Annotated in this window: 27 protein-coding genes and 1 pseudogene; 10 read left to right on the forward strand and 18 right to left on the reverse strand. The window is 74.9% G+C overall.

Annotated elements, in window-relative coordinates:
- Nucleotides 1-19 precede the first annotated feature (19 nt).
- Genes PHY01_RS04530 through PHY01_RS04555 form a run of 7 tightly spaced genes read right to left on the reverse strand, consistent with a single transcriptional unit; the run spans nt 20 to nt 6,616 of the window.
- Complete coding sequence (locus PHY01_RS04530; RefSeq protein ID WP_170183627.1) at nt 20-448, reverse strand: ferric reductase-like transmembrane domain-containing protein; 429 nt, start codon at nt 446-448, stop codon at nt 20-22.
- Complete coding sequence (locus PHY01_RS04535) at nt 442-1,410, reverse strand: ferric reductase-like transmembrane domain-containing protein (RefSeq protein ID WP_170183628.1); 969 nt, start codon at nt 1,408-1,410, stop codon at nt 442-444. The genes PHY01_RS04530 and PHY01_RS04535 overlap by 7 nt, the downstream gene beginning before the upstream one ends.
- Complete coding sequence (locus PHY01_RS26200; protein WP_170183629.1) at nt 1,407-1,853, reverse strand: hypothetical protein; 447 nt, start codon at nt 1,851-1,853, stop codon at nt 1,407-1,409. Before PHY01_RS26200 ends, PHY01_RS04535 begins: the two co-directional genes overlap by 4 nt.
- Nucleotides 1,854-1,897: 44 nt before the next feature.
- On the reverse strand, nt 1,898-4,558 hold the full coding sequence (locus tag PHY01_RS04540) for an ABC transporter permease (RefSeq protein ID WP_141277234.1): 2,661 nt from the start codon (nt 4,556-4,558) through the stop codon (nt 1,898-1,900).
- Entirely contained in the window at nt 4,555-5,289 is a 735-nt protein-coding gene (locus tag PHY01_RS04545) for an ABC transporter ATP-binding protein (protein WP_141277235.1), read from the reverse strand. Before PHY01_RS04545 ends, PHY01_RS04540 begins: the two co-directional genes overlap by 4 nt.
- Nucleotides 5,286-5,975, reverse strand: a complete 690-nt coding sequence (locus PHY01_RS04550; protein ID WP_141277236.1) for an ABC transporter ATP-binding protein — start codon at nt 5,973-5,975, stop codon at nt 5,286-5,288. Before PHY01_RS04550 ends, PHY01_RS04545 begins: the two co-directional genes overlap by 4 nt.
- Nucleotides 5,975-6,616, reverse strand: a complete 642-nt coding sequence (locus PHY01_RS04555; protein WP_141277237.1) for a hypothetical protein — start codon at nt 6,614-6,616, stop codon at nt 5,975-5,977. The genes PHY01_RS04550 and PHY01_RS04555 overlap by 1 nt, the downstream gene beginning before the upstream one ends.
- Before the next feature lie 162 nt (nt 6,617-6,778).
- On the opposite strand from PHY01_RS04555, the gene PHY01_RS04560 reads away from it, so the two are divergent.
- Complete coding sequence (locus PHY01_RS04560; protein ID WP_218030000.1) at nt 6,779-7,717, forward strand: S1C family serine protease; 939 nt, start codon at nt 6,779-6,781, stop codon at nt 7,715-7,717.
- Here the strand turns inward: PHY01_RS04560 and PHY01_RS27375 are convergent.
- From PHY01_RS27375 to PHY01_RS04575, 3 genes and pseudogenes are all read right to left on the reverse strand, one after another.
- The gene (locus PHY01_RS27375) at nt 7,677-8,546 is read right to left on the reverse strand and encodes an FAD-dependent oxidoreductase (RefSeq protein ID WP_307723940.1); all 870 of its coding nucleotides are present in this window, start codon (nt 8,544-8,546) and stop codon (nt 7,677-7,679) included. The two genes, PHY01_RS04560 and PHY01_RS27375, sit on opposite strands and share 41 nt — an antisense overlap.
- Nucleotides 8,518-8,871, reverse strand: a pseudogene (locus PHY01_RS28155) (FAD-dependent oxidoreductase); the annotation flags it as partial. The gene PHY01_RS27375 and the pseudogene PHY01_RS28155, both read right to left, overlap by 29 nt.
- Nucleotides 8,775-9,158 carry an FAD-dependent oxidoreductase gene (locus PHY01_RS04575; RefSeq protein WP_170183631.1) on the reverse strand — a complete coding sequence of 128 codons (384 nt, stop codon included), beginning with the start codon at nt 9,156-9,158 and terminating at the stop codon, nt 8,775-8,777. The pseudogene PHY01_RS28155 and the gene PHY01_RS04575, both read right to left, overlap by 97 nt.
- A 132-nt stretch (nt 9,159-9,290) precedes the next feature.
- Between PHY01_RS04575 and PHY01_RS04580 the strand changes: the two genes are divergently transcribed.
- The 6 genes from PHY01_RS04580 (at nt 9,291) to PHY01_RS04605 (ending at nt 14,449) form a co-directional block, all read left to right on the forward strand.
- The gene (locus PHY01_RS04580; protein ID WP_141277241.1) at nt 9,291-9,497 is read left to right on the forward strand and encodes a heavy-metal-associated domain-containing protein; all 207 of its coding nucleotides are present in this window, start codon (nt 9,291-9,293) and stop codon (nt 9,495-9,497) included.
- Between the two features lie 115 nt (nt 9,498-9,612).
- Nucleotides 9,613-9,894 (forward strand): metal-sensitive transcriptional regulator, encoded by a 282-nt coding sequence (locus tag PHY01_RS04585; RefSeq protein ID WP_141277242.1) that lies wholly within the window; start codon nt 9,613-9,615, stop codon nt 9,892-9,894.
- A 105-nt stretch (nt 9,895-9,999) separates the two neighbouring features.
- Nucleotides 10,000-10,194 carry a hypothetical protein gene (locus tag PHY01_RS04590; protein WP_141277243.1) on the forward strand — a complete coding sequence of 65 codons (195 nt, stop codon included), beginning with the start codon at nt 10,000-10,002 and terminating at the stop codon, nt 10,192-10,194.
- A gap of 38 nt (nt 10,195-10,232) precedes the next feature.
- Nucleotides 10,233-12,596, forward strand: coding sequence for a heavy metal translocating P-type ATPase (locus PHY01_RS04595; protein ID WP_141277244.1), 2,364 nt, complete (start codon nt 10,233-10,235; stop codon nt 12,594-12,596).
- An 80-nt stretch (nt 12,597-12,676) separates the two neighbouring features.
- Nucleotides 12,677-12,889 carry a YHS domain-containing protein gene (locus PHY01_RS04600; RefSeq protein ID WP_141277245.1) on the forward strand — a complete coding sequence of 71 codons (213 nt, stop codon included), beginning with the start codon at nt 12,677-12,679 and terminating at the stop codon, nt 12,887-12,889.
- A 63-nt stretch (nt 12,890-12,952) separates the two neighbouring features.
- The gene (locus PHY01_RS04605; protein ID WP_141277246.1) at nt 12,953-14,449 is read left to right on the forward strand and encodes a multicopper oxidase family protein; all 1,497 of its coding nucleotides are present in this window, start codon (nt 12,953-12,955) and stop codon (nt 14,447-14,449) included.
- On the opposite strand, the gene PHY01_RS26205 is transcribed toward PHY01_RS04605, so the two are convergent.
- A complete protein-coding gene (locus PHY01_RS26205; RefSeq protein ID WP_170183632.1) occupies nt 14,437-14,610 on the reverse strand; it encodes a hypothetical protein in 174 nt (57 codons plus the stop codon). The two genes, PHY01_RS04605 and PHY01_RS26205, sit on opposite strands and share 13 nt — an antisense overlap.
- Before the next feature lie 483 nt (nt 14,611-15,093).
- On the opposite strand from PHY01_RS26205, the gene PHY01_RS04610 reads away from it, so the two are divergent.
- Nucleotides 15,094-15,348 carry an MFS transporter gene (locus PHY01_RS04610; protein WP_141277247.1) on the forward strand — a complete coding sequence of 85 codons (255 nt, stop codon included), beginning with the start codon at nt 15,094-15,096 and terminating at the stop codon, nt 15,346-15,348.
- An 823-nt stretch (nt 15,349-16,171) separates the two neighbouring features.
- On the opposite strand, the gene PHY01_RS26975 is transcribed toward PHY01_RS04610, so the two are convergent.
- From PHY01_RS26975 to PHY01_RS04625, 3 genes are read right to left on the reverse strand one after another with little or no spacing between them, the layout of a single operon-like run.
- Nucleotides 16,172-16,588, reverse strand: a complete 417-nt coding sequence (locus PHY01_RS26975; RefSeq protein ID WP_141277248.1) for a DUF1707 SHOCT-like domain-containing protein — start codon at nt 16,586-16,588, stop codon at nt 16,172-16,174.
- A 34-nt stretch (nt 16,589-16,622) separates the two neighbouring features.
- Entirely contained in the window at nt 16,623-17,081 is a 459-nt protein-coding gene (locus PHY01_RS04620) for a hypothetical protein (protein ID WP_170183633.1), read from the reverse strand.
- A 4-nt stretch (nt 17,082-17,085) separates the two neighbouring features.
- A complete protein-coding gene (locus tag PHY01_RS04625) occupies nt 17,086-17,625 on the reverse strand; it encodes a hypothetical protein (protein ID WP_141277250.1) in 540 nt (179 codons plus the stop codon).
- 127 nt (nt 17,626-17,752) lie between these two features.
- Between PHY01_RS04625 and PHY01_RS04630 the strand changes: the two genes are divergently transcribed.
- Nucleotides 17,753-19,144, forward strand: a complete 1,392-nt coding sequence (locus PHY01_RS04630; protein ID WP_170183634.1) for a sensor histidine kinase — start codon at nt 17,753-17,755, stop codon at nt 19,142-19,144.
- Here PHY01_RS04630 and PHY01_RS04635 read toward each other — a convergent pair.
- Entirely contained in the window at nt 19,087-19,794 is a 708-nt protein-coding gene (locus PHY01_RS04635) for a response regulator transcription factor (protein ID WP_141277252.1), read from the reverse strand. The genes PHY01_RS04630 and PHY01_RS04635 overlap by 58 nt on opposite strands.
- A gap of 30 nt (nt 19,795-19,824) precedes the next feature.
- On the opposite strand from PHY01_RS04635, the gene PHY01_RS04640 reads away from it, so the two are divergent.
- Nucleotides 19,825-20,502: a DedA family protein gene (locus PHY01_RS04640; protein WP_246085699.1), complete on the forward strand. Its 678-nt coding sequence runs from the start codon at nt 19,825-19,827 to the stop codon at nt 20,500-20,502.
- Here the strand turns inward: PHY01_RS04640 and PHY01_RS26980 are convergent.
- The 3 genes from PHY01_RS26980 to PHY01_RS04650 form a co-directional block, all read right to left on the reverse strand.
- On the reverse strand, nt 20,482-21,117 hold the full coding sequence (locus tag PHY01_RS26980) for a hypothetical protein (protein WP_218030001.1): 636 nt from the start codon (nt 21,115-21,117) through the stop codon (nt 20,482-20,484). The genes PHY01_RS04640 and PHY01_RS26980 overlap by 21 nt on opposite strands.
- Before the next feature lie 241 nt (nt 21,118-21,358).
- On the reverse strand, nt 21,359-22,213 hold the full coding sequence (locus PHY01_RS26985; protein WP_218030002.1) for an APC family permease: 855 nt from the start codon (nt 22,211-22,213) through the stop codon (nt 21,359-21,361).
- Between the two features lie 291 nt (nt 22,214-22,504).
- Complete coding sequence (locus PHY01_RS04650; protein WP_141277253.1) at nt 22,505-23,059, reverse strand: PepSY domain-containing protein; 555 nt, start codon at nt 23,057-23,059, stop codon at nt 22,505-22,507.
- Nucleotides 23,060-23,334 lie beyond the last annotated feature (275 nt).

Genomic DNA, 23,334 nt, shown 5'->3' on the forward strand with positions numbered 1-23,334 from the left:
GCATCTCCTTGGAAGGTGTTCAGAGGACGAGGGTCTCGGTGTGGACGGCGTCGGCCGGGACGCCCAGATCGGTGAGCGTGGCGATCAGGTCCGCGGTCAGCGACGGCGGTCCGCACAGGTACACCTCACGGCTCGCGACGTCGGGGACCAGTGCCCGCAGGTGGTCCGCGCCCAGCGGACGCCCCGGTGCTGCCGCGGGACCGCGCGGGTCCGTGACCAGGTGGACGCGTGCCGCCGACCGCTCGGCCGCGATCCGGCTCAGCTCACCGTGCGGGACCGCGTCGTGCAGGGTGGACGCGCGGTGCACGACGACCACGTCGACGTCGCGGGGCAGGTCCTCGAGCAGCGCGCGCACCGGCGCGATGCCGGATCCCACCCCGACGAGCAGGACCCGGTGGTTGCGCCGCACCACGTCCGTGAGGACGCCGTAGGGGCCCTCGATCAGCACGCGCGTACCCCTGCCCAGGCGCGCCAGCGCCCGGCTGCCGCCGCCGACCTCGCGCGCGGTGAACCGCATGCCGTCCCGGTCCGGGACGGCGGACAGGCTGTAGGGAAAGGCTGCGCCACCAGCCGTCCGCGATCAGGAAGCGCCAGCGCAGGAACTGCCCCGCCGCGGACACCGAGCCGGTCCAGGTCACGACCGGTGAGGTGGACCGAGACGACGTCCGCGGATTCGCGCACCACGGCGTCGACACGGACCCGGTGGCGCGCGCTGCGCCACAGCGGCAGCCCGACGCGGTAGAGCGCGACCGCCGCGCCGGCCACGACGAGCTGCGCGGTCCACCAGGTCGAGAGCCACGGCGGGCCGAGCACCGCCGAGCCCGCGGAGAGTTGGTGGCCGAACGCGAGCAGCACCGCCGCGTAGGTGCCCAGGTGCAGCAGGTACCAACCCTCATATGGCAGCCAGCGTCGCGCGGCGCGCACCGACGCCGCACCGGCGAGCACGATCAGGACCGTGGCGGCGACCGCATCGAGGTAGTCGCCGCCCAGCGTCCACAGCTGTGACCACCACCCGCCGCCGCCCCGTGCGGTGGCGGCGGCGGCGAGGAGCAGCGGGTGGGCGAGCACGGCGGTGAGCGTGAGCGGGCCGAGCGTGCGGTGCCAGCGCAGCAGCCGGTCCTGCCCGGCGGCGTTCTCCAGCCACGGCACCCGCGCGGCCAGCAGCACCTGCGCCAGCACGAGCACCTCGGCGAGCAGGCCGGCCGTGCGCCCGCCCCACAGCGCGAGACCCCCGGCCCCGGAGGCGTCGAGCGGGAACCGGACGACCGCCAGCGCGAGGACCAGGCCGACGTCGACCCCGCCGAGCAGAAGCAGTGTGTCCGCGGCCCGGCCGGGCCGCACCCGGGGCCCGTCGCCGCAGTCGGCGGGCGGCCCGGACACGCCGGGCCACGCCACCGTCGACCGGGTCACGACGCCTGCCCGGCGACGTGCCGGCCGCCCCGGATCGATCCCGCCCGCCTCCGCAGGTGTGCCCGCAGCCGGGCGACGAGCTCCTCGGGATGGACGCGGGCCGGGACGCAGTCGTCGGCCCCGGCCTCCAGCGTGTCGACGACGCGTCCCGGGACGCCTGCGGCGTCCATGACCACGACCACCACCCACGGCGCCACGCGGCTCAGCTCGCGGCACAGCCCCACCGCGACGCGGGTCGACCGGCCGGCCACCACCAGCACGGCGACGGGGCCGTGGTTGCCGACCTCGTCGAGCCACCGCGACGCCGCGGCTCGTCCGCTGCAGCGCTGCACGGCGAAACCGGCACCGTCCAGCGCTGCCGCGAGCGGGTCGCGGGGAACGGCCCCGGCGTCCCGGGGGTCCACGACGAGCTGCACACACGGGCGTTCGGCCTGCTGGTCCATCTCACGTCCTCTCGATCGGAACGGGTCTGTCCGGTGCGTACGGGTCACAGCCGACGCACCACCTCGAGTGCCGGTCGCCGGGCGAGGCGCGCGGCGCCGGCGGCGGCCGCGGCGAGCGCCGCCACGGTCAACGCGGCGATCAGGGCCAGGTAGCTCCAGGGCACGGCGGCCACCGAGGGCGGGGGGTCGAACACCCCCTTGAGCACGGTCACCAGCATCGCCGAGAGCAGCCAGCCGCCGACCGCGCCGAGGGCCAGGCCCCCGACCGCCAGTACCGCGGCCTCGCCCAGGACGAAGCCGCGCAGCTGGCCCGGGCTCGCGCCCAGTGCCCGCGCGATGGCGAAGGAGCGCCGTCGTTCGGCCAGGCCGAGCGCCAGCACCAGCCCGCCGGAGGCCACGGCGAGGACGAGCGCGAAGCCCAGCTCGACGCGGGTCAACCCGGCGAGGTCCACCGAGGTCAGGCTGGAGCCGATCCGGGTGCGGGCGTTGGCGATGTCGGTGACCGTCGCCGAGGCGCCCAGCTGGGTCCGGATCCGGTCGGCCACGGCGGTGGTGTCGCGACCGCCCGTGTCGACCAGGAAGGACCCGACCGCGTCGCTGCCCGTCGCCTGCGCCAGGTAGGCGGCGTTGGCGACGAAGAAGCTGTCCTTCGGCGCGGTCGGGAACTCGGTCACCACGCCGACGTAGTGGAACGGCACGGAGACCAGGGCACCGCTGCGCCCGTCCTTGATACGCAGGTTGAGCAGGTCGCCGGGCTGGAGCTGGAAGTCCTTCACCGTCTCCGCGCTGACCAGGACGGAGTCGGGCCGCGCGGCGAGGGTGTCCATCAGGCCCCGCGCGGTGCCACCCTGGAAGTAGGCGTCCTGCAACGCCGTGGCGCCCGTGATCGTCGCGGGGTCGACGCCGTAGACGTCCTGCAGGTCGGCCCCGACGTAGCCGAACCGGTGCTGCACGGGTTCGACGCCGCGTACGCCGGGCACCGCGGCGAGCGCGCGGGCGGCGTCGGGTCCGACGACGACACCGGGCGACTCGGTCACGGTCACATCGGCCCCGTTGGTGAGCAGCGCGTCCACCTCGGCCTGCTGCCGGTAGGTCGCGTTGAACGTGGCCGTCGACGCCGCGAACGACAGTGCGAGGGCCAGCAGCACCACCGACCGGCCGAGTGGGCGGCGTTGCCGTGCCAGCGTCGCCGCGACCGTCTGTGACAGACCTCCGGCCAGCGGGCGCAGCCCGCTCCCGACCAGGCGCCTGCCCCGGCCGAGCACCAGGTCGGCGATCCGCCAGCCGAGCAGCCCGACCCCCACCCAGAGCAGGGCCGGTCCGGCGAACGCCCAGTAGGACACCGAGATCGTCGGCACCCCCTCGGGCGCGAGCACCAGCGTGTAGTTCGACGCGCCGGCCGCCCAGAACACCAGCCCGGACAGTACGAGCAGTACGACGTCGAGCCCGAAGCGTGCCCACCACGGCGGGCGCGGGCGCTCGGCCGCGCTACGGCCCGCGGCAACCGTCGAACCGCGCAGATCGCGCCACGCCGGCAGCAGCACGGTCGCCCCGGCCACGGCGAACCCGAACACGGCCGCCGCGGCGATCCACCCGGCGGCCGCGAGCGGGGTGGCGCCGAACGCGGCGGAACCGAAGGCGAGCTGCCCGACCACCGCGGCCACCCCGAGCCCGGTCACGGCCCCGAGGAGGCCGACCGTCGCGGCCTCGGTGGCGGCCAGCGCCAGTACCTGCCGGGCCGACGCGCCCCGGGTGCGCAACAGGGCCTGCTCGCGGCGGCGCCGGGACGCGCCCGCGCCGGTCACGGCGGCGGTCAGCAGCCCGGCGAGCACGGCACCGGGCACGCCGAGGAACAGGAACAGCACCTGCGCGTACGCGGCGTCGCTGCGGGCCGCGCCGAGCGCCGCACCCAGGTTGTCCCCGACGAGCGCACCGCCCGCGGTCGCCGCCTCGAGGTTGCGGGCGGCACCGGTCTCGGCGATGTATGCCGATGCCGGGTCGGCGGGCAGGTCGTGGGTACGGGTGGCGTGCACCTGCGTCGTGGCGACGTCGGGCCGCGACCCGGCCAACGACGCGTACAGGTCCTGCCAGCGGTTCTGCGGCAGCAGCAGCACGTTGTCCGGTGGCGCCGAGGGTTGACCGCCCGGGGGCGCCCCGACCTTCTGGAACAGCGAGTCGGCGGCCGGCAACTCGACCACGCCGTCGACGCGCACGGTCGTCGCGGGCCCGCCGAGCACGTTCACGGTGATCGAGTCACCCGGCGCCACCCCGAGGTTGGCGGCGGTCTGCTGGGCCACCAGGACACCGTCGCCGGCGCCGGCCAGCACACGTAGCTCGCCGGGGAACGTCGTGGCGTACCCGTCGGGCAGCCCCAGGACGACCGCGGCACCGGTCGTCTGCGTCGTCGCCCCGGTGGTCGCGGACAGCCCGTCCGCGCGGCCGAAGCCGACCGGCTGCGCCGCGACCGTGCCCGGCGCGGCGCGGACCGCGTCGAGCACGGCGGCCGCGTCGCCTCCCGGTTGCACCTCGACCTGCCAGTCCACCGGGACGGACCTCGCCGCCCGCTCGGTCATGCTCGCCTGGGCACCGGTGAGGAAGGCACCCAGCGAGGCCAGCAGCGCGACCGCCACCGCCACCCCGGCCGAGGCGGCGAGGATGCGTGCGGCCCGGCGCGCGACCAGCCCCCGCCACCAGAGCGCGATCACGACGGACCCCGCAGGCCGGCACCCGACGCCGACGCCCCGGTGTGCACCCGGCCGTCGGCCATCCGCCAGCTCGTCCGCATCCGGGCGGCGACGGTCTCGTCGTGGGTGCCGATCACCAGGCCCGCGTTCAGCTCGTCCGCGGTGTCGATCAGCACGTCGACGACCCGGTGCGCGGCGGCCCGGTCCAATCGGCCGGTCGGCTCGTCGGCCAGGATCAGGGCGGGCCGCGCGGCCAGTACCCGGGCGACGGCGACCCGCTGGGCCTGGCCCCCGGATATCTCGTCGGGAAGTTTCGCCGCGAGCTCCCCGATGCCCAGCGTCGCCAGCGCCGCGCCCGCGGCGAGTGCCGCGGCGTCGGTGGGGACCCCGGCGATCAGCAACGGGAGCGCGACGTTCTCGGCCACGTCGAGGTCGGGCAGCAGGCTCTGACCCTGGAACACCACCCCCACCAGGCCCGGCCGGCCGGCCGGGGAGCCGCGCCAGGTCGGCCAGGCCACGATGCCCGACGTGGGGGTGTCCAGGCCGGAGAGCAGGTGCAGCAGCGTCGACTTGCCCGACCCGGACGGACCGCTCAGCGCGATGCGGTCCCCCCGGTGCACCGCGCAGTGCACGCCGTGCGCCGCGGCCACGGCGCCCGGGCCACGACCGTGCACCCGTGCCGCACCGACGCACTCCACGAGCAGCTCCCCCTGCGGGCGTGACGCCCACCGGATCCGGTCCAGGACGGTCACGACGCCAGCCGCCCGTCGGTGAGCGTCAGAACCCGGTGCGCCGTCGCGGCCACGACCGGGGAGTGGCTGGCCACCAGGACCGCGGTGCCCCGGCGGGTGGCGTCGACGATGAGGTCGAGCACGACGGCCTCGGTGGCCGCGTCGAGCTCACCGGTCGGCTCGTCGGCCAGCAGCACGGGTGGGTCGTTGGCCAGCGCCACGGCCAGCCCGGCGCGCGCGGCCTCGCCACCGGACAGGGTCGCCGGCACGGCCCGGGCCCGGTCCGCGATCCCGACGGTGGCCAGCAGTTCGGCCGGTCGGATCGGGTCGTCCCGCCCGGCCAGCTGCTGGGCCAGCGCGATGTTCGCCTCGACGGACAGGTGTTCCACGAGATTGCCGCTCTGGAACAACACCCCGACCGATCGGGCGCGCAGCCGGGCGCGCACCGGCTCCGGCCGGTGACTCATCCGCTCCCCGCCGACCGTCACCGCGCCACCGTCGGGCTCGTCGAGCCCGGCCAGGCAGGCGAGCAGGGTCGACTTGCCCGATCCGGAGGGTCCGACGACGGCGACCAGCTCGCCCGGCTGGACCGACATGCTCACCCCCTGCAGCGCGAGGGTCTCCTCGTCGCCGACCCGGAAGAACCGGTAGAGCGACCGGGCCTCCAGGGCCGGGCCCGTGGTCCCGTCGACGGTCGCGCCGCTCATCAGAGCCACCCGACCGAGTCGCTGACGATCCGCCAGGGGTCGACGTTGTCGGCGCCCTGCGGCCCGGACAGGGTCACGATCAGCTCCTGGCCGCCGCGCCAGAACTCGTAGCGCTCCACGGCCGTGCGCACCGACTTGCCGGTCACCGGGTCGGCGGGCGAGCTCGCGGTGTAGGTGACGAGCACCGCGGGGCCGCCCTTGCGCTGCACCGCCGTCACGTCCCCCGGCTGGAAGCCCGGCACCGACGACGCGAGCGCGGGCACCTCCTGCGCGGTCGCCGACGCGACGTCCGGAGCAGCCGGGCTCGGGACCGACTCGATGCGCACCGAGTTGAACTTGTCGGTGAACACCACCGCGGCGCCGTCGGTGCTGCGGGCCCAGCCCTCGGGCACCGAGACCCGGAACGCGCCGCCGGGCGGCGAGAACGGCACGAACACCTGGTTGTCGGGGATGTCGCCAGCCGCGTTCACCTCCGGCGCGTTCGGGTCGACCGCCCCTGGCGGGGCACCGGGTGCCGGGGCGGCGCTCGGCGGTGCCGGGGAACCGGTCGCGGTCGCCGCGGCCCCACCGCAGGCGGCGAGAGCCAGGACGAGGGCGGTCAGGCCGATCGCGATGGCGCCGCCGCGCCGAACCGTTGCCATGGGGATCCTCCGGGTGCGTCGTTCCGTTCGAGCGGGTCGATCGCGACGCTAGGGACGGTCGGCACAGGCGGCGGTGTGCCCGCGCACAGCGGACGGTTAAGCGGAGGTGGCCCGGCGCCTCGCCCTCAGCGTCCGCACAGCGAGGCCGCGAACCGTGGTGCCATGACCACCGGATCCCTGCGCACCGATCCCGCCGACCCGGCCCTCGCCGACGCGACGCCGACGGACCCGGCGATGCCCGCCGTCCCCGGCCGGCACCGGATCGCCGGACCGCCACCGGGGTGGGCCGCACCCCCGCCGGGGCCGCTGCCCCCCGGCCCGGTCGGTCATCCGTCCGGTCATCCCCGGCGGCGCGGGATCGCGGCCGTCGCGGCGGTTGCGATCGCCGCCGCGGCGCTGGGCGGCGGGGTGGGCGGGTTCGTCGGGTACGAGGCCGCGGCCACCGGCGTCGTGGCTGCACCGGCCGCGGCCGGCACCGTCGCCCAGGTCGCGCAGAAGGTCCTGCCCAGCGTGGTTCAGCTGCAGGGTTCGTCGAGCGAGGGGTCCGGCGTGGTGCTCTCCGCGGACGGCCTGATCCTGACCAACGACCACGTCGTCGCCGGCGCGGGTGGCGGCCTGACCGCCCTGTTCCAGGACGGCGGCACCGCCCCGGTGACCGTGGTGGGCAGCGATCCGGCGGCCGACCTGGCCGTGGTGCGCGCCCGCGGGGTGTCCGGGCTGACCCCTGCAGACGTCGGCACGTCGGCCGGCCTGCAGGTGGGTCAGCAGGTCCTCGCCGTCGGCTCGCCGCTCGGGCTGACCGGCACCGTCACCAGCGGCATCGTCAGTGCCCTCGACCGGCCGGTGACGCCGGGCGGCCACGTCGTCGTCGCCGCCGGCTCGGCACCGGTCTCGGCCATCCAGACCGACGCGGCGATCAACCCGGGCAACTCCGGCGGCCCGCTGGTGGACATGCAGGGCCGCGTGGTCGGTATCAACACCGCCATCGCCACGCTCGGCCGTGCGGGATCCGGGCAGGCGGGATCGATCGGCCTGGGCTTCGCCATACCGATCGACGAGGTCATGCAACTCGTCGGCCGGCTCGCGTCACAGAACGGGTGAGGTGCCATGCGTGTGGGGTCGGGCCCCGGCGCGGGCGGTGCGGGAGAACAGCAGTCCGGCGGTGAGGGCGAGCAGGACCGCCGCGATGGGGCAGTGTGGCGGCGGCACCGAGGGTGTCCACACCGGTGAGCACGGCGATCGGGACCAGCGCCGCGCCGGCGGTGCCGACGGCGGAGAACACCGCCAGCGGCAGCGCCTCGCGCCCTGCCGGTGCGGCGCAGGCGACCATGGCCCCGGCTCCGGGGTGGAACAAGGCCGCGCGGGCTCCGCCGACCCCGACCGCGGCGACGACGCGGTCGGCGGCGTCGAGCAGCGCCACGGCGAAGCGGGGGTCGCCGACCCGGCCGAGCACGGGGCGGTCGGTGACCGCGGTGGCGGGCCAGCCCAGGATGGTGAGTTTCACCCCGTGCACGTAGGTGCTGTAGCCGGGCACGGGGGCCCGGGCGGGGAGGTCGGCGGCGGCGGGGATGCCGAGATCGGTCAGCAGGGTGGTGGCCGCGACGGCGGCCTGGCCCAGGGCGGCGCCCCAGTGCTCGACGCGCACAGTTTGGCCGTCCGGGCCGGGGAACGCGGCGAGATCACCCACGGCGTAGAGGCCAGGCCGCTCCGGGGCCCGCTGGGCGGCGTCGACCAGCACACCACCGCCGCCCGGCGCGGTCACGTCGTTGCCGTGCAGCCAGCCGGTGGCCGGTTCGACCCCGAGACAGGCCAGCACCACGCGGGCGGGCACACCGGTCCCGTCGTCGAGTTCGATGAGCAGGTCCCCGTCGTGCTCCTGGGATGGGCCCGCTTCCCCGACCGCGCTGAATCCTGGTGCCCAACCGCAGATCGACGCCGACGGCGCGGTGGGTCCGGGCGATCCAGTCCGCGACGGTGGCGCCGACCTGGCGGGCCATCGGCCGCCGGGCCGGGTCGACCACGGTGACCGACGCGCCCGCGGCCGCCAGCACCCCCGCGGTCTCGTTACCGATCAGCCCGGCCCCGGCGACCACCACCGGCCCCGCACGCTGCGCGAGCAACCCGCGCAGCCGTGCGGTGTCGGCCGCGGTGCGCAGCGTCAGGACCCGGTCGGGCACGCCCTCCTCGACGGGGGCGGGCAGGGTCCGCGGGGTGGCGCGCCGGTGGCCAGCACCACCACGTCCGCCCCCAACCATCTGCCATCGGCCAGCTCCACCGCCGGGCCGGCGGCGTGCAGGGATCGGGCCACGGTCGCGGTGCGCCAGTCGATCCCGAGCCCGTCCATCCCCGGCAGCGCGACGCCCGCGTCGTCGACCGCACCCGAGAGCAGGCCCTTGTTGACCGTGGTCCGGTTGTAGGGGGCACGGCCCTCGGCGCCGAGCACGATCACCTCGACCTCCGGTGCCGCCCGGGCCACCGCGACCGCCGTGGCGCTGCCCGCTCCCCCGGCTCCCACGATGACCACCCGTGTGCTGTGTCGCATCGGTCGTTCCTGCCTTTCGATCGTCGATTCCGGCCGGCCCATCTGTACCATGTACACCTAGGGGGTATCGTTGTCGGTACCCGGGAGAACCTGGACGAGGATCGAGATTTTCGACGAGAGGAGCACGCCGCGATGGCGAGCAGCACCTACACCGTGCGAGGCATGACCTGCGACCACTGCGTGAGCTCGGTGACCGCCGAGGTCACCAAGATCCCCGGCGTCACCGGCGTGGACGTGGACGTGGCCCAGGGACGGCTGACCGTGACCAGCACCGAGACGGTCCCGGTCGAGGCCGTGACCGAGGCGGTCGAGGAGGCCGGCTACACGGTCGTCGGCTGAGATCCGGGACGGGTGGGCCCGGAACCGTCCGGGCCCACCTGGCGGAATAACCCCCTAGGGGTATAGAGTTGGGTCAGAGGCCGGGACAGACCGGCGACGAGGCGAGGGAGACATCGTGGCCAGCTACGGCAACGACAAGGAGGACTATCTCAAGCGGCTGCGCCGCATCGAGGGCCAGGTCCGCGGGCTGCAGAAGATGATCGACGACGACAAGTACTGCATCGACATCCTCACCCAGGTCTCCGCGGTCACCCGCGCCCTGCAGTCGTTCTCCCTGGGCCTGCTCGACGAGCACCTGGCGGGGTGCGTGGTCGACGCCGCCGCCAAGGGCGGCCCCGAGGCCGACGCGAAGGTCCGCGAGGCGTCGGAGGCCATCGCCCGCCTGGTCCGCTCCTGACCGACCGCGGGCGCGCACCAGCGACCGCACCCGATCATCCGGGCACCTCCGGGGCCCGACACCGCCGCCCATCCAGCGGCCAACCACCAGGAGGGTGGGACAACCATGCCCACATCACTCAAGCTCGCCGGTTTCGCCGCGGCCGTCGCACTGGTCTTCGGCGGCGCGCTGGGCGTCGGCGCCGCGGTCGGCAGCCCGGCCCCAGCGGTCTCCGCCGAACGCGACGGGATGACCGGAACGGACGGCATGCCGGGCATGGGCGGCCCGCAGGCCCCCATGGCGCCGATGCCCGGTCACTGACCGCCAGCACGCACCGATCACGCTCGAGGAGGATCGCCATGAGCACCACCGCGCACAGCACGACCCCGCCGCCGGCCACCGCCGGCGGCGGGCAGGTCGAACTCGCTATCGGCGGCATGACCTGCGCGTCGTGCGCCAACCGGATCGAGCGCAAGCTCAACAAGATCGACGGGGTGACCGCGACGGTCAACTACGCGACCGAGAAGGCCAAGGTCACCTACGTCGACGGGATCGCGACCGACGACCTGGTCGCCGCGGTGGAGTCGGCAGGCTACACCGCGAAGCTGCCCACCCCGCCGCGCCCCGCGGGCGACGAGACACCGGCCGCCACCGAGGAGGCCGACCCGCTCACGGCGCTGCGGACCCGGCTGCGGGTCAGCGCCGCACTGTCGATCCCGGTCATCGCGATGGCGATGATCCCCGCGCTGCAGTTCACCTACTGGCAGTGGCTCTCGCTCACCCTCACCGCCCCGGTGCTGGTGTGGGGGGCGCTGCCGTTCCACAAGGCCGCCTGGGCCAACCTCAAGCACGGCGCCGCGACCATGGACACCCTGATCTCCATGGGCACCAGCGCCGCGTTCGCGTGGTCGCTCTACGCCCTGTTCTTCGGCACCGCAGGCGTCCCCGGGATGATCCACCCGTTCGAGCTGACCATCGCCCGGACCGACGGCAGCGCCAACATCTACCTCGAGGTCGCCGCCGGGGTCACCACGTTCATCCTGCTCGGCCGCTACCTGGAGGCCCGGTCCAAGCGCACCGCGGGCGCCGCGCTGCGCGCGCTGCTCGAACTCGGCGCCCGCGACGTGGCCGTGCTGCGCGAGGGCCCCGGCGGGCGCACCGAGGAGCGCATCCCGGTCGAGCAACTCGCCGTGGGTGACCTGTTCGTCGTGCGGCCCGGGGAGAAGGTCGCCACCGACGGCACCGTCGCCGAGGGCAGCTCCGCGGTCGACATGAGCATGCTCACCGGCGAGTCGGTCCCGGTCGAGGTCGCCCCCGGCGACGGCGTCGTCGGCGCCACGGTCAACGTCGGCGGGCGGCTGGTCGTGCGCGCCACCCGGATCGGGTCCGACACCCAGCTCGCCCAGATGGCACAGCTGGTCGAGGACGCCCAGAACGGCAAGGCCCAGGTCCAGCGCCTCGCCGACCGCCTCTCGGGGATCTTCGTCCCGATCGTCATCCTGCTCACCGCGGCCACCCTCGGGTTCTGGATCGGCACCGGCAGCGGACTCGCTCTCGCCTTCACCGCCGCCGTCGCCGTGCTCATCATCGCCTGCCCGTGCGCGCTCGGCCTGGCCACGCCGACCGCGCTGTTGGTGGGCACCGGTCGCGGCGCCCAGATGGGCATCATCATCAAGGGCCCGGAGGTCCTGGAATCCACCCGCCGCGTCGACACCGTCGTGCTCGACAAGACCGGCACCGTCACCACCGGCAAGATGACCCTGGTCGACGTCCACACCGCCCCCGGACAGGACCCCCAGGAGCTGCTGCGCCTGGCCGGGGCCCTGGAGGACGCCTCCGAGCACCCCATCGCGGCGGCCATCGCCAAGGGCGCCACCGAACGGGTCGGCACCCTCCCGCCCGTGGAGGACTTCGTCAACGTCGAGGGCCTCGGCGTGCAGGGCATCGTCGACGGGCACGCCGTGCTCGTCGGACGCACCAAGCTGCTCGCCGACTGGTCCCAGCCCCTGACCGCCGAGCTCGCCGCGGCCAAGGCGGCCGCCGAGGCCGACGGCAAGACCGCGGTCGCGGTCGGCTGGGACGGCGCCGCCCGCGGCGTCCTGGTCGTGGCTGACGCGATCAAGGACACCAGCGCGGAAGCCATCCGCCAGCTGCGTGACCTCGGGCTCACCCCGGTGCTGCTCACCGGTGACAACGAGACCGTCGCCCGCTCGGTCGCCGCCCAGGTCGGGATCGAGGAGGTCATCGCGGAGGTGATGCCCGCCGACAAGGTCGACGTCGTCAAGCGGCTCCAGGCCGAGGGCAAGATCGTAGCCATGGTCGGTGACGGCGTCAACGACGCCGCCGCGCTCGCCCAGGCCGACCTCGGCCTGGCCATGGGCACCGGCACCGACGCCGCCATCGAGGCCTCCGACCTCACCCTGGTCCGTGGGGACCTGCGCGCCGCCGCCGACGCCATCCGGCTGTCCCGCCGTACCCTGGGCGTCATCAAGGGCAACCTGTTCTGGGCATTCGCCTACAACGTCGCCGCCCTGCCACTGGCCGCGATGGGACTGCTCAACCCCCTGCTCGCCGGCGCCGCCATGGCGTTGTCCTCGGTGTTCGTGGTCACCAACAGCCTGCGCCTGCGCCGGTTCAAGGCACTGGCCGCCAACCGCGACGTCCGGGCCGGGCGCCCCGCCGGCACCCGGCCCGCCGGGGAGACACTCACCACCGACCGGTGACGGTGCCGCACACCGACCCGGCGCGGGCGCGTGTCACCCCGGCGCGCGCCCGCGCCATCCAGATCAGGAAGGACCTGCTCATGTCCGATCACCAGCACAGCCACCACGCCGGCCCCGACACCGCGGCCGAGGACATCGCGAACTGCCCCGTCATGCCGGGCAGCACCATCGCGAAGGCCGAAGCCGAGGAGGACGGCCTGGTCCGCGACCACGACGGCACGCGCTACTACCTCTGCTGCGCCGAGTGCCTCCCGATGTTCGACGCCGACCCGGCCCGCTACGCCAACGCCTGACCGCCGCCGGTCGTGTCCCCCACCCCGGCCGGTACGCGGTCGAGCGATCACCGAGGAGCAACAGTGACCCACCACGACCGCACGACCCGGACGCTGTCGCGGCGACGCTTCCTGACGCTCGGCGGTGGCGTACTGGCGACCGCGACCCTCGGCGCGTGCGCCGCCCCGACCGCGATCGGCCCCAGCTCGCCGCTGGTCGCCCAGACCGAGCAGGCCCGCCGCGCCGCCGACGCCCGGGTGGTGACCAGGGCGCTCACCGCCGCACCCGCCACCGTCGACCTGGGCGGGGTACAGGTCCAGACCTGGGCGTTCGACGGGCGGCTGCCCGGCCCGGAGATCCGCCTGGCCCGCGACGAGGTGCTGCGCGCCGAGCTGCGCAACACCCTCCCGCAGCCCACCACCGTGCACTGGCACGGGATCGCGCTGCGCAACGACATGGACGGCGTCCCCGACCTCACCCAGCCCCCCGTCGCCGCGAACAGCTCCTTCACCTACGAGTTCGCCGTCCCGCACGCCGGCACCTACTTCTTCCACCCCCACGTCGGCACCCAGCTCGACCGCGGCCTCTACGCACCACTGATCGTCACCGACCCCGACGAACCCGGCGACCACGACGCCGAGGCCGTCATCGTCCTCGACGACTGGCTCGACGGAGTCGCCGGCGATCCCGACCAGGAACTCGAACGCCTCGGCCGCGAGGGCATGAACATGGGCGGCATGGACATGGGCGGGATGGGCGGGATGGCCATGGGCACCCCGCAGGAGCCGCTGGGCGCCGACACCGGCGACGTCACCTACCCCTACTACCTGATCAACGGCCGGATCGGGGCCGACCCGGTCACCGTCACCGCCACCCCCGGGCAACGCCTGCGGCTGCGGATCGTCAACGCCGGATCCGACACCGCGTTCCGGGTCGCGCTGGGCGGGCACCGGATGACCGTCACCCACACCGACGGCTTCCCCGTCGCACCCGCCGAGACCGACTGCCTGCTCATCGGCATGGGCGAGCGCTACGACGTCACCGTCACCCTCGCCGACGGGGTGTTCCCGCTGGTCGCGTCCGCCGAGGGCAAGGACGGGCAGGGCTTCGCGCTGGTCCGCACCGCGTCCGGCGACGCCCCGGCACCCGACGTTCGGCCCGTCGAGCTGAACACCGCCCCCCTGGACGCCAACCGTCTGCGCGCCACCGACACGGTGCTGCTCCCGGCTCGCCAACCCGACCGCACCCACGTCCTGGAACTCGGGATGGCCGACACCGGCTACCGGTGGACGATCAACGGCGCCGTCTACGGCGAGCACGAACCGCTCCCGATGCGCAGCGGCGAACGGGTCCGCCTGAGCTTCGTCAACAACACGATGATGTTCCATCCCATGCACCTGCACGGCCACACTTACCAGGTCGGCCCCGCCGGACCCCGCAAGGACACCTCGATCGTGCTGCCCATGCAGACCCTCGACGTCGACTTCGACGGCGACAACCCCGGCCAGTGGCTCATCCACTGCCACAACCTCTACCACGGCGAAGCCGGAATGATGACCGTGCTGTCCTACACCGGGTAGTCATCCGGGTCGGGCCCCTGCGGCGTGCCGTCGAGCAGCGGCCCGATACCGCAGGTCGCGAGGCGCTCGAATCGGTCGTACATCTCGGCCGACAGGCGCACCCGCCCGTCCAGCCACCAGGTGAGCAGCCCCATCAGCCCGCTGACCGGGAAGGCCACCACCGCGTCGAGCTGGCTGCTCGTCGTGTCGCGGCAGCCGGGCGCGCAGGTGTTGCGCGACCACCAGGCGGAACGACGCGAGCGCGGGGCCCGACGCGCGCGCGGAGCCGGCGCCCGGCCCGTCCGGCGGGTCGATGAGGACCGCTCGGAGGTGGTCCAGCCCGCCGCCCAGGAGCAGGTCGTCCTTGCTCCTGATCCGCTCTCCCGATCTGCGTCTCGTCCTCGTCACCGCCGCCGACCCCGACATGGTGGCGACGGCACGCCGGGTCATGGCCCCGTTCGGTGCGCGGGCCGAGGTGTGTCGTGCCGATGCGGCCGCGCTGCCATGTCGCACTCGCCGGCACTCCTTGCAGCGCTACCTCGAGCCGTCGCGCGCGATGAAGCGCGTGAACTCTCGGCGAGAAGGTCTCCCTCGCCGTCCAGGAGTGATCGGGTGCCAGCTGTGCCAGCAGGCTCGCCTACGATCTCGCCGGCGAACAGGCCACCGTGGTGCTGGGCACCGCGCTCGCGATCAAGATGGCCGCCTACGTCGCCGTCGCACCGGTGGTCGGCGCCGTCGCGGACCGGGTGCCCCGCAGGCTGATCATGCTGGTCGCGAACCTCGTCCGCGGCGGGGTGGTCGCGATGCTGCCGTGGATCACCGAGGTGTGGCAGGTCTTCGCGCTGATCGCGATCCTGCAGGCGACCTCGGCGACGTTCACCCCAGTCCTGCAGTCCATCGTGCCCGACGAGGACGACTAGGCACGGGCGGGGTCGGCCACCCAGGTCGCGGTGAGCATGGAGACACTGCTCAGCCCCCTGCTTGCGGCCGCAGCCCTCGCCGTCGTCAGCTACTCGTCGCTGTTCGGGGCCACGGCGTTCGGGTTCGGTGTGTCCGCGGTGCTCGTCGCGGCCACCGCGGTGCCGCCGGTCGCCCGGCGGGCCGGCAGCCGGTTCGGCACCCGCCTCGCGCTCGGCGTGCGCCTGTTCCGGCGCTTGCTGCGCGACGCGGCCGCCGCCCCGCAACGCCCGCGCTGTTCAGCGCACAGTTCTCGCTGTCCCACGCCTGCTGGCTGCTCGACTACCCGCTCACCGGCTGGCTCGCCGCCACCACCGGGTTCGGCGCCACCTGGGCGGTCCTCGGCGCGATCGCGGTGGCCGCGGCGGCCGGCGCCGTCCTCGCCTGGCCGACCCGGGCCGCGGACCAGATCCGTCACCGACACGACGACGACACCGACGAGGGCCACCTCGACGCCGCACAGTGGAACGGCGACGGCTGGACCACTCCCACCAGGTCGTCCTCGACGACACCCACCCACACGGCCCGAAACCCGTCTGACGTGGGGCCACCGAGACCCCCGACGTCCGAGACCGTCAGCACGCATCGCCACATCGCAGGCGATCCCGATCGCAGGCACTCCTTCGAGCGGCCCTCCGCGGAGCGCACCGTCCTGGTCCGCGCGCCCACCTCCTCGGCCAGGCCGACAACCCGGGCTACTCCGACAGGCGAGGCGGCGATGGGTGAGCGCCCCGGTTCCTGACCGGCCCGGCCGGCCGCAGGTTCCGGCGAGTCGGTCGTGCCATGTCAGGCGAGGTCGAGACCCGACCACCGGGCCAGCAGCACCAGGCCGACCAGCAGCAGAGCCGTGACGACCGCCGCAACGGCGGGGTGGGCGGCGACCAGGCGCACCGCGCGACGCCGCTGCGCCGACGCGGCCACCCCCGTCCGCAGCTGCAGGGAGACGGCGGCCGTGATCGCAGACCAGCCCGGCGCGACAGCGACGGACCCCTCCGTAGCGGGCGGGAGGTCGGCGGTGAGCGGCGCCAGCTCGCTGAGGTGCCGCGCCGCGTAGGCAGCCGCGAGCCGGTCGTCGACCTCGTCGAGGGTGAGAAGCCCGTTGCCGGCGGCCGCGTGCAGGTGCGCAGCGACCCGTTCGCGGTCGGCGTGGGACGCTCGCAGGTCGGCAGCGGGTTCGGTGAGCGGCGGGGTGGGGTCGGGCATCAAGGGTCCTTCCGGTCGGCGGAGTCAGATCTCGTCAGGCGGAACGAGCCGGGGGGTAGCCGCGAACGAAGACCGGGCGACCGCCGGGGGTCCAGCCGCGAGCGGCGAGCTCCACACCGGCCCGTAGGGGCCCTCCGGCGACCCGGGCCCCGACCAGCCGGCCGCGGTGGGACAGCATCACATCGACCGGAGGCGCCGCCGCGGCGCGGGAACCGTGCACCACCAGCGGTGCGCCGAGGGAGCGCGGGACGGCGTCGACCTCCAGCACCGTGCCCGCGCGCCCCGCCTGCAGGCCGACGACGCGGACGACGGTGCCGGTGGCGACGTCGAGCACGGGCAGGGTGACGTCCACCCGCACGACCGGCTGGGCAAGGCCGCCGATCCGACACATCCGCAGCAGACCGGCCACCACGTGCCGCGCCACGACGGTCCGTACGCCGCGCAGGACCAGGACCGCACGGTCGGTGCGACCGGCGCGATGCCAGGCGCGCAACGCCTCACCGACGGCGTCGACGCGCTCGGGCAACCGGTCGGGGGGGGAGACCGGTGAGGTCGAGGTGGAAGCCCTCCACCGGAATGGGCCGGCTCAGCGCCCAGGGCGGCAGCGGCTCGTCCGCCGAGCCGGTGCTGAGATCCAACAGCACCGCCTGCGGCAGGCGTTCGTCGCCGACCGCACCGAGCTGCTCGACGGTCAGCACGACCAGGTCCGCCTGCGCGGTGGGGCCCGGTGTCCTGGCCCGCGCCCGGCCGTCGGCGACGACGGTGCCCGCGGGGCGCATGGCTCGCCCCACCGACCTGGCCGCGGCCAGGTCGGTGAGCCACGCCCAGGTCCCGCTGCCGGGCAGGTACGGCCGCAGCGCGACCAGGGCCGGGTGTCCGATGTCGACGAGGGTCCCACCCCGCGGATCCGGCACGACCTGCAGGCCCGCGGTGTGGATCGCGTTCAGCGCCACCGGCAGATCGAGCTCGATGCGTGGCGTGGGGCGGGCGGCGTCGCCCGGGCGGACAGGTCCCGCGGTCAGGGTGGAGGTGCTCATCGGACCGTCTCCTCGTTCTCGGGGGCTCGGTGAGCCCGTCTGCCTCCGAGGATCGTGACCGGGTGCTGTGCGGTCGCTGAGTACGACGACCGCCGTACCGGGCACTTCTGCCGGTAGCGTCCCTACGGTGAACCCGGCACCGGCCTGGCTGCGGCGACGGTGGGGCGTGCGCGTCGCCGCAGCCGCGGCCGCGACCGCGGTGGTCGCGGTCGCGCTGGTGCTCGCCGCGGTCGCGCTCGTGCTGCTGCAGGAGCGGGCGGTGCGCGGATCGGTCGAGGAGCAGGCCCGGGCGATCGCCGAAAGCGCTGCGGACCGGCTCACCGAGGGCGAGGACGCACCGGAGGTGGTGCGCGAGGTGTCGACCGGGTTCGTGCTGCTCCAGGTGGTCGACGCCGGTGGCCGGGTGCTGGCGGCCACCGCTCCGCTGTCCGCAACGGACGCGGTCGACGGCGGGCGCACCGCCGCCGACCCGGACGCCGCGGTCGCCGTCACCGTCGACGACGACCCGCTGCTCGTCGTCCGCGCCGAGGCCGGGAACCGAGCGGTGCTCGTGGCCGGGTCGCTCGACGCGGCCCAGCAGAGCACCGAGACGGTGACCGACCTCGCCGTCATCGGGGTCCCGCTGCTTACCGTCGTCGCCGGAGCCACCACGTACCTGTTCGCCGGACGGGCGCTGCGTCCGGTCGAGGCGATCCGCGCCCGGGTGGCGGCGATCTCCGCCCGGGACCTCACCCGGCGGGTGCCCGAACCGGACACCGTCGACGAGGTCGGGCGGCTGGCCCGGACGATGAACGACATGCTCGCCCGGCTCGACGCCGCCCAGGCGGCGCAGCGCCGCTTCGTCGGCGACGCGGGTCACGAGCTGCGCAGCCCGCTGGCCACCATCGCCGCCCGCCTGGAGCTGGCGCAACGGCGGGGCCCGACCGGCGGCGACATTGCCGCGATGATCCCGGAGGCGCAGCGCATGACACGCCTCGTCGAGGACCTGCTGCTGCTGGCGCGCGCCGACGAACGCGGTCTCACCCCGCGTCGCGACGACGTCGACCTCGACGAGCTCGCCGAGAACGAGGCGGCCCGCCTGCGCACAGCCGGGGACGTCCGGGTCCGGGTCACGACGGTGCCGGTGCGCGTCACGGGGGACCGCAGCCAGCTCACCCGGGTGCTGGGCAACCTGGCCGAGAACGCCGCGCGGCACGCCCGGACCGGGGTGGAGGTGCGACTGCGGACCGAGCGCGGGCAGGCTGTGCTGGAGGTGGTCGACGACGGGCCCGGGATCGCCGTCGGCGATCGGCGCCGGGTGTTCGAGCGGTTCGTCCGGCTCGACGAGGGACGGGCCCGCGACGCCGGTGGGGTCGGGCTGGGGCTGGCGATCGTGGCCGAGGTGCTCGCCGCGCACGGCGGGTCGGTCGAGGCGGGCGCGGCGGACGACGGCGGGACCGTGATGACCGTGCGGCTACCCGCTCAGCCGCGCGACACCGCGGCCCCGTCCGACCCCGCGTCCGCGTCGCGCATGCGGTAGCCGACACCGCGCAGCGTGTCGATGCTGTCCCGGCCGAACGGAATGTCGATCTTGCGGCGCAGGTAGCCGACGTAGACCTCGACCACGTTGACGTCGCCCTCGTAGTGCGGGTCCCACACGGCCTGCAGGATCTCGGTCTTGGTCACCGCACGACCCACGTTGCGCATGAGGAACTCCAGCACGCCGAACTCTCGCGGGGTCAGCACGAGCTTCTCCCCCGCGCGCTCGACGCGGTGCTCGGCCGGGTCCAGCACCAGGTCGCCGACCCGCAGCACCGCGGGCCGCGGCGCCGCACCTCGCCGCAGCAGGGCCCGCAACCGGGCCAGCAGCACGACGAAGGAGAACGGCTTGGTCAGGTAGTCGTCGGCACCCAGGTCGAACGCGTCCGCCTCGTCGTACTCACCGTCCTTGGCGGTGAGCATGAGCACCGGGGTCCACACCTCACGGGCCCGCAACGCCTGCAGCACCCGGTAGCCCGACAGCCCCGGCAGCATGATGTCGAGGACGATCACGTCGTGCTCGGCGCCGAGCGCCGCGGCCAGACCCGCGGGGCCGTCGTGCGCGACCCGCACGACGTGCCCCTCCGCAGCGAGACCCTCCCGGATCGTCTCGGCGAGCGCCCGCTCGTCCTCCACCAGCAGCACCTGCACGGCACCCAGCCTGCCAGGTCGGCGCTCCCGGTGGACACGACGGGCCTGCTCGACGCCGGTGGCCGCGAGGCGGACGATGAGGTGGTGAACGTACTCGTCGACGCCATCGTGGGCATGCCGCCGTGGCTCGTGGTCGTACTCGTGTTCGCGTTGCCCGCGCTGGAGGCGTCGGCGTTCGTCGGGCTGGTGGTGCCCGGTGAGACCGCGGTGCTGGTCGGGGGCGTCGTCGCGCACGGCGGCGGCCTGCCGCTGTGGGCCGTGATCGTCGCCGGCGTCGCGGGAGCCGCCGTCGGCGACCAGATCGGCTATCTCGTCGGCCGCCGCTACGGCGACGCGTTGCTGGCCCGGGTTCCGGCTCGCGTCCGGCGGTCCGGCGAGCTGGACCGGGCCATCGGACTGGTGCGCCGCCGCGGGGCGATGGCCGTGGTCATCGGGCGGTGGGCGGCGGCTCTGCGCGCCCTCGTGCCCGGAATCGCCGGGATGAGCGGGGTTCCCCGCACGCGGTTCACCGTGGCCAACATGGCCGGCGGGGCGCTGTGGGCCGGGGCGGTGGCGGTGCTCGGCTTCGCCGCGGGGGCGTCCTACAGGGCGCTGGAGGCGCAGCTCAACCTCGGGGCCGAGATCCTGCTCGGGGTGATCCTGGTCGGCGCCGTCGGCTGGGTCTGGTGGTCACGGCGACGGAGCCCGTCAGCCGGCGACCCGGGCTGATCCGACGGGCGGCGAGGCGCCCAGCCACCCACGCTCCCGGCGGCCGAGATGGTAGGGCACGTCGATGACGACCACCCCGGGCTGCTGGAGCAACCTCGCCTTGAGCCGCAGCGCGCTCTGGTTGTGCAGCAGGTTCTGCCACCAGCGCGCCACGACGTACTCGGGCAGGAACACGGTGACGACCGCCCGGTCCTCGCCGCCGAGACCCGCGATGTGCTCGACCAGCGGTTCGCCGATGTCGTGGTAGGGCGCGTCCAGCACCCGCAGCGGCACGGGCAGGTGGTGGCGCAGCCAGTCGACGCGCAGCTGCTCGACGGCGCCCGCCTCGCCGGCCGCGCTGACCGCCTCGACCGTGTCCGGCCGCAGCGCCGAGGCGAGGGCGAGTGCGCGAAGGACGGGCCGGTTGACCCGGGCGACCAGCACGACCGCGTGTACCCGGGCGGGCGGCGCCGGCCGCTCGTCGTCGTCGACGAACAGCTCGGCCTCGACCCGGGCGTAGTAGCGGCCGATGCCGCGCATCACCGCGTACAGCACGGCCATCGCCAGCACCGCGAGCCAGGCCCCCTGCAGGACCTTCGTCGCGAACACGACGAGCAGGACGACACCGGTGAGCACGGCCCCGGCGAGGTTGAGCGCGCGCCCGCCGGATCGGGCCGCGCTGCGCGTCGTCGGCGGTGGCGAGGCGGCGTGACCAGTGGCGCACCATCCCGGCCTGGGACAGGGTGAAGCTGGTGAACACCCCGATGATGTAGAGGTGCAGCAGCGCCTCCAGGTCGGCGTCGAACAGCAGGATCAGCGCGGTCGCCACCGCGGCGAGCAGCAGGATCCCGTTGCCGAACACCAGACGGTCGCCGCGCTACGCGAGCTGGCGGGGCAGGTGGCCGTCCCTCCCGAGCACGGAGGTCAGCATCGGGAACCCGTTGAACGCCGTGTTCGCCGCCAGGATCAGGATGCCGGCCGTCGCGGCCTGGTAGAGGTAGAACAGGGCCGACCCGGGGCCGATCCCGCTCGCCGCCAGCTGCGAGAGCACCGACGGGTTGCCGCCCGGAGCGGCCCGGGCGGACAGCGCCACGGCGAGCACGGTGATGCCGGCGAACATCGTCACCGCGATGGCGCCCATCGCCACCAGGGTCATCGCCGCGTTGCGGGCCTGGGGCGCGCGGAACGCGGGCACGCCGTTGCTCACCGCCTCGACCCCGGTCAGGGCGGTGCAGCCGGACGCGAACGCGCGCAGCAGCAGCGCTGCGGCGAGCAGGCCGCCGACGGCCGTCGTCGGTGGCACCGGGAGCGCCGCGGACTCGGCGGGCGGGAGCGTGCCGGTGGCCGCACGGACGCCCGCGACGACGAACAGCAGGTAGGTCAGGCCGATGAACAGGTAGGTCGGCACCGCGAACGCTCGCCCCGACTCCCTCACCCCGCGCAGGTTCACCAGGGCCAGTGCCACGACGAGGACGGCGGCGATCGGCGCGGCGTAGGGCACGAGCGAGGGGAACGCCGATGTCACGGCGATCACCCCGGAGGTCACCGAGACCGCCACGGTCATCACGTAGTCGACCAGCAGCGCGCTCGCCGCGACCAGCGCCGCGGGCTCGCCCAGGTTCTCCCGGCTCACCACGTACGCGCCGCCGCCGTTCGGGTAGGCGTACACGGTCTGCCCGTAGGAGGCGACGACGACCAGGAGCAGCACCGCCACCGCGGCCGCGACCGGCACGGACAGCGACAGGAACGCCAGTCCCCTGCCGCGAGCACCAGCACGATCTGCTCGGTGGCGTAGGCGACCGAGGAGATGGGGTCGCTGCAGAACACCGGGAGCGCGATGCGCTTGCGCAGCCGGGTCTCCCCGAGGCGGTGGATGCTCACCGGCGGACCGACCACGAAGCGTTTGACGACGTTGACCACGGGCTCGTCCTCCCCGATCGGTGCCGCCGGTCTCACGGGTGGGCCCGCCGCACCCTGAGGGGAAGGGTGCGGCGGGCCCGGTGGGAACCAGTCGGCCGGATACTCAGCGGGTCGGCACCGGAGCGCCCGTCGTGCTCCCCGCGTCGTCGGTCTCCGGCTGCTGCTCCCCGTTCTCGGGCCCTTCGGCGGCCTCGTTCTCCCCGCCTGCGTCCTCGCCGTCGTCGGGCTCGGAGGCCAGTACCGCCGCGTTGCCCGCGTCGACCTTGACCTCGACGGCCGACCCGTCGGCCCGGGTCACGACGATCTCGTAGACCAGCGAGCCGTCCTCGTCACCCAGATGCGGGGCGCCCGCGGTGCCCGGTTCGGCCGCGGTGGCCGCCGCGACGGCCTGGTCCGGGGTGACGGTGGCGAGCCCGGCGAGCGCCTGCGCCTCGGCCGCCTCGTCCTGCTCGCCGGCCTGCTCGGGCACGCTGATGCTGCCGCGCACGGTCGCCTCGCCGGACTCGTCGCCCTCGGCCTGCTCGGAGGTCGACGGCGGCGCGGGCTGGCCGGTCTGCGCGAGCGCCACGGCCGTGCCGCCGCCGAGCAGTACCGCGCCTGCGGTCACGACCACCGCCGTCCGGGCGATCCGGGTGCGGGTCGTCGTTCTCGGGTTCATCGGGAGGGGGTTCCTTCCTCGGGGTCACCGGCCCGTGCGGGCCGACGGCTTCACCGTGTCGCCCGAACGCTGTGGAGACGCTGAGTACGGGGCCCGCCGCCGCCCCCGACGCAGGCACGTGGAGCGGGCCGGCGGGGCGGCGGCAACGAGCGCGTCACCCCCCGCAGCACCCGCCCCATCACCAGCGCCACCACCACCGCGGTGACCGGCCACACCGCGAGTACCACCCACCACCAGCTCATCGCTCTGCCCTGCCTCCGTGACGTGACACCGTG

Source organism: Pseudonocardia hydrocarbonoxydans, assembly GCF_006539565.1.
In the GTDB taxonomy this organism is placed as follows: domain Bacteria; phylum Actinomycetota; class Actinomycetes; order Mycobacteriales; family Pseudonocardiaceae; genus Pseudonocardia; species Pseudonocardia hydrocarbonoxydans.

What these genes read in the sequence shown, in the direction of transcription:
- PHY01_RS26200 (WP_170183629.1), bottom strand. Translation starts at nt 1,853, where the DNA reads ATGGACCAGCAGGCCGAACGCCCGTGTGTGCAGCTCGTCGTGGACCCC.
- PHY01_RS04550 (WP_141277236.1), bottom strand. Translation starts at nt 5,975, where the DNA reads ATGAGCGGCGCGACCGTCGACGGGACCACGGGCCCGGCCCTGGAGGCC.
- PHY01_RS04555 (WP_141277237.1), bottom strand. Translation starts at nt 6,616, where the DNA reads ATGGCAACGGTTCGGCGCGGCGGCGCCATCGCGATCGGCCTGACCGCC.
- PHY01_RS04560 (WP_218030000.1), top strand. Translation starts at nt 6,779, where the DNA reads ATGACCACCGGATCCCTGCGCACCGATCCCGCCGACCCGGCCCTCGCC.
- PHY01_RS04575 (WP_170183631.1), bottom strand. Translation starts at nt 9,158, where the DNA reads ATGCGACACAGCACACGGGTGGTCATCGTGGGAGCCGGGGGAGCGGGC.
- PHY01_RS04580 (WP_141277241.1), top strand. Translation starts at nt 9,291, where the DNA reads ATGGCGAGCAGCACCTACACCGTGCGAGGCATGACCTGCGACCACTGC.
- PHY01_RS04590 (WP_141277243.1), top strand. Translation starts at nt 10,000, where the DNA reads ATGCCCACATCACTCAAGCTCGCCGGTTTCGCCGCGGCCGTCGCACTG.
- PHY01_RS04595 (WP_141277244.1), top strand. Translation starts at nt 10,233, where the DNA reads ATGAGCACCACCGCGCACAGCACGACCCCGCCGCCGGCCACCGCCGGC.
- PHY01_RS04600 (WP_141277245.1), top strand. Translation starts at nt 12,677, where the DNA reads ATGTCCGATCACCAGCACAGCCACCACGCCGGCCCCGACACCGCGGCC.
- PHY01_RS26975 (WP_141277248.1), bottom strand. Translation starts at nt 16,588, where the DNA reads ATGCCCGACCCCACCCCGCCGCTCACCGAACCCGCTGCCGACCTGCGA.
- PHY01_RS04625 (WP_141277250.1), bottom strand. Translation starts at nt 17,625, where the DNA reads ATGAGCACCTCCACCCTGACCGCGGGACCTGTCCGCCCGGGCGACGCC.
- PHY01_RS04650 (WP_141277253.1), bottom strand. Translation starts at nt 23,059, where the DNA reads ATGAACCCGAGAACGACGACCCGCACCCGGATCGCCCGGACGGCGGTG.